The organism is Pseudomonas sp. XS1P51, assembly GCF_054897845.1.
In genome coordinates, this window is the sequence record NZ_CM142707.1 from 2,968,309 (window position 1) to 2,973,138 (window position 4,830).

Here is a 4,830-nt window from a genome sequence, read left to right on the forward strand (position 1 = left end):
TAAGTAATGCGACCTCAACCACGCCGCACACCTCTCGCGCTGGCCGTACAGCGCCCGACTTTGCATCGCACCCTGTTCACAAGCGTACTGCTGGCCGCCACCTTGCTGGGGAGCTCGATGGCCAATGCTGCACCTGTGAAAGTGAACATTGCAGGTCAATCGCTTTCCAGCGCGCTGACCGAGCTGGGCATGCAGACCAATCTGCAAATCCTCTACAGCCCGGATCAGGTTGCAGGGATCAAGTCCCGCCCGGTGTCCGGTTCCCTGGAACCGTCCGACGCCCTGAAAGCCCTGCTGCAAGGCACCGGCATTTCGTTCCAGATCAACGGCAACAGCGTCACGTTGGTATCCGGCGGCGGTTCGAGCCTGCAACTGGGGGCGACCACCATTTCCGGCCAGGCCCTGGGCCTGACCACCGAAGACACCGGTTCCTACACCACCGGCGCGACCACTACCGCGACCAAACTGCCGCTGACCCTGCGTGAAACCCCGCAATCGGTCACCGTGGTAACCCGTCAGCAGATGGACGATCGCGGCGCAACGAGTGTCAGCGACGTGTTGCGCAACACTCCCGGCGTCACGATGCAGAAGTACGACAGTGACCGTACCGAGTTTTCCTCCCGCGGTTTTGCCATCACCAACTTTCAGTACGATGGCGTCAACATTCCCTACGACGGTGTTTACGGTGAAAACCCGAACAACAGCGACGACTCCGCCAGCCTCGACCGCGTTGAAGTCATCAAGGGTGCGACCGGCCTGATGACCGGTTCGGGCGACCCGTCCGCCACCGTCAACCTGGTGCGCAAGAAGCCGACCAAGGAATTCAAGGCCTCGGTCAGCGCCACCGCCGGCTCCTGGGACAACTACCGCACCGAAGGCGACATCTCCGGTCCGTTGAACGATACCGGCAGCGTGCGCGGTCGCTTCGTCGGCGCCTACCAGGACAAAGATTCGTACATCGACCACTACAGCCAGAAGAAAGACCTGTACTACGGCATCCTCGAAGCCGACCTGACCGACGACACCCTGCTGACCTTTGGTGTCGACAAGTCCAGCGCGACCCCACGTGGCAGCTCCTGGACCGGTAACTCGCCGTTCTTCAGCGACGGCAGCCGTACCGACTTCCCTCGCAGTTTCAACCCGGGTTCCACCTGGAGCCGTCGTGATTTCGACAGCACCACCTACTTCGCCTCACTGGAACAGGCACTGGCCAACGACTGGAAACTCAAGGTCAGCCTCGACCAGAAAACCACCGATCACGATACGCGCCTGGCTTCGGCCAGCGGCGGCAACCCGGACCGTACCACCGGTGAAGGCATGTTCCTTTATTGGGGTCGCTGGGAAGGCCATCGCGTGCAGAACACCGCTGACGTGAACGTCTCCGGCCCATTCAGCCTGGGCGGTCGCGAGCACGAACTGGTTGCCGGTTTCATGGCTTCGCACTCGCGCCAGACCGGTGCAACCTATGACTCCAGCGCCTTCGAAATGGTCCCGGGCAGCATCTTTGACTGGAAAGGTAACCTGCCCGTACAAAACTTCCCGAAAAACGGCAAGTACGAGCGCACCACCAGCCAGAACGGTGTTTACCTGGCCACCCGCCTGCGCCCGACCGACGACCTGTCGTTCATCCTCGGCAGCCGTCTGAGCACCTTCAAGTACGACGAAGATTACACCTACTACCCAGGCACCCTGACCGACACTCACGCCGGTTACAAGGAACATGGCGTCGTCACTCCGTACGCCGGTGTGGTCTATGACCTGAACGATACGTACTCGGTCTACGCCAGCTACACCAAGATCTACCAGCCGCAAATCTACAAGGACGCCCAGGGTTCGACCCTGGCGCCGGTTGAAGGCGACGCCTACGAGACCGGCCTGAAAGCCGCCTACTTCGAAGGCAAGCTGAACGCCAGCCTGGCGTTCTTCCGCATCGAACAGGAAAACGTTGCCCAGTACGTCACCACCGACGGCACCGGCCAAGACGTTTACGAAGCCATCCCTGGCGCCACTACCAAGGGCGTGGAACTGGAACTGGCTGGCGAACTGGCGCAGGACTGGAACGTGTCTGCCGGCTACACCTATGCCCGTACCCGCGACAAGGACGAACAACGCATCTTCGGTTTCCCGCTGGCGACCACCAAGCCGGAACACAGTGTGCGTACGTTCACCACCTACCGCCTGCCCGGCGTGTTGAATCAGGTCACCGTCGGTGGCGGCGTCAGCTGGCAGAGCGCATTCTACGGCCAGACCTTCCGCCCTACCGATGGCAGCGTCAACATCAAGCAGGGTGGCTACACCCTTGTGGACCTGATGACTCGCTACGAATACGACGACCACCTGAGCTTCACCGTCAATGCCAACAACGTCTTCGACAAGAAGTACCTGACGGGCCTGGGCAACTTCGGCACCACCTTCTCCGGCGAGCCGCGCAACCTGCAACTCACCGCGAAGTATGATTTCTGAGTAGTCAGCTGAAATGAAAAATGCCCGTATCTCGCGATACGGGCATTTTTTATGGGCGAGATATTTGTAGTGACTGGCAGGCCGCCATCGCGAGCAGGCTCGCTCCCACAGGGGATCTTCAGTGGATACAGAATTGATGTTCACATCGGCCAACTGTGGGAGCGAGCCTGCTCGCGATGGCGATAGTAGCCCTCCTGCAAATTCCGGCACCAGACACTGATTGTTAAGGCGAATCGAGCTGATCCAGCGCCCGGTTCACCGCCAGCTCACCGAGCATGATGACCTGCGCAATGCCCAGCAGAGAGTTGCGACTCGGCCCCTCCATATGATCCGCAAGATCCATGGCCATGACATTGGCCGACGCCAACGACTCGCAAGCGTGGGCCAGCAGGGTTTCGGTATCGAGTTCGGGGTTGACGATGAACATGGTGCCAGGTGTGCGCGGGGTGGCTTTGATGTCGGCAGTCGACGGGAAGTGAAAATCGAGGGCGCGCTCGGCGGCTTCGTGGAGCTTTTTTGAATCGAGGTTTTCGTACGGGGATGCTGGATCGGTGTCCGGCGGATTCGGTGTGACCTTGAACATAAGCTGATTACTCCTGAGTGGAGCCGCTAAAACTTCTCTACTAAAAGAAGGGTGGCGGCTGTACGCAGGTTAGTAGACCGGGGAGATCAGCATTTACCGGCGCGCCGAAGCGCCCTGCGCACAGCCACCATCAAGTTCAGGGATGGGATACCTGACTGACAGAGCTTTGCACCTTGCTGATAACACCACGGGCTACTAAACCCGATCACTGACAATCAGTGACGGGAACCAAGTTACCGAGCGGCCCCAAGGCGCACAAGCCGGCGGATTCTGGCGTAACTGTAGGCAACGACGCAAGGCGCTGTAGCTTTCACGAAGTAACCTTGCGGGGGTTTAAACACGTACAGCCAAACACCGTTTAATGAGCGGATGACAGTGCCTACACGCGATGAACACAACCAAAAATGAAAATGCCCGTATCGCGAAATACGGGCATTTATTATGGGCGATGGATTGTGGTGAATGTCAGGCCGCCATCGCGAGCAGGCTCGCTCCCACATTGGCGGGTGTGAACACAATTCACGTATTCACTGAAGATCCCCTGTGGGAGCGAGCCTGCTCGCGATGGCGATGGTCGCCCCACTACAAATCCCGACAGCAGACATTGATCGTTCCCACTCCTACGTGGGAACGCTCTGACTTCAGATCACAACCGCGAACGCACCCACCCCGCCACTTGCGCGTGAATCCCTTCCACTTCGCTCAGCAACCCGCCCATGCGCATAAAGTCATGGGTCATGCCCGGCTGTTCCAGCAACGTCACCTCATTCCCCGCAGCACGCAAGCGCTCGGCATACGCCAGACCTTCGTCATGCAACGGATCATGCCCGGCCAGGTACACCAGCGCCGGCGCCACGCCCGACAGATCCTGCGCCAGCAACGGCGAGCAGCGCCAATCCGCCAGATCCTCTGGGGTGCGCCCGTAATGCGCATAGAACCAGTCCAGCGTCGGCGTTTCCAGCAAGTAGCCTTCGGCAAAGTCTCGATGAGACGCCCGCTTGGTGGTGGCATCCGTCACCGGGTACACCAGCAACTGCGCCTTGGGTTTCAACGCCAGCTCCTCAGGCTCGCGCACGGCCATGATCGACAACACCGTGGCCAGCGTCGCGCCGACGCTGTCACCGGCCAGCGCCACCCGAGTCGCGTCCAAACCACGCGCCGCGCCCTCGCGAACCAGCCAATTACCGGCATCGCAGGCATCCTGCACCGGCGTCGGAAAACGCCATTCCGGCGCCAGGCGATAGTCCACCGTCAACAAGGCAAAACCACCCTGCGCCGCCAGCCGCCGACACAACGCATCATGGGAATCGAGGCTGCCGACCACGTAACCGCCGCCATGGAAATACAACACCATCGGCTGCAACCCTTCGACCGCTTGCTCGTCGCGATACAGCCGCGCCGACAGGCTATGGCCGTCCCGCGCAGCAATCGTGAAGTCCTCGCAGGCAACGCCGTCCAGCGACACGTCGAGAAACCCCGACGACGCCTCAAAATCGATCCGCGCCTGTTGCGGCGACAGTTCATGCATCGCGCGACTTTTGCCGGTCAGGCGGCCGAATTCGGCGAGTTCGAGAAAAGCTTCAAGTTCTGGCAAAACAGCCATGGGACGAATCCTTTTACACAAAGAGGTCAATAATCGGGCGATTCAAAATTTTGAAAGGTGCGGGATTCTGTAGGAGCTGCCGCAGGCTGCGATCTTTTGGCGGTGTTCGACACACCGATAAAATCAAAGTCAAAAGATCGCAGCCTGCGGCAGCTCCTACAGTGGACCGTGGCGCTCCCGT

General features: G+C 59.9%; 3 protein-coding genes. 1 reads left to right on the forward strand and 2 read right to left on the reverse strand.

All coding sequences use genetic code 11. From position 1 onward, the window contains the following. Nucleotides 1-6 precede the first annotated feature (6 nt). A complete protein-coding gene (locus ACYZUD_RS13815) occupies nt 7-2,463 on the forward strand; it encodes a TonB-dependent siderophore receptor (protein WP_462024499.1) in 2,457 nt (818 codons plus the stop codon). 223 nt (nt 2,464-2,686) lie between these two features. Here ACYZUD_RS13815 and ACYZUD_RS13820 read toward each other — a convergent pair whose 3' ends face one another. Both ACYZUD_RS13820 and ACYZUD_RS13825 read right to left on the reverse strand, forming a co-directional pair. Next, nucleotides 2,687-3,046, reverse strand: coding sequence for a DUF6124 family protein (locus tag ACYZUD_RS13820; protein WP_462024500.1), 360 nt, complete (start codon nt 3,044-3,046; stop codon nt 2,687-2,689). Between the two features lie 646 nt (nt 3,047-3,692). After that, on the reverse strand, nt 3,693-4,649 hold the full coding sequence (locus tag ACYZUD_RS13825; protein WP_462024501.1) for an alpha/beta hydrolase: 957 nt from the start codon (nt 4,647-4,649) through the stop codon (nt 3,693-3,695). Nucleotides 4,650-4,830 lie beyond the last annotated feature (181 nt).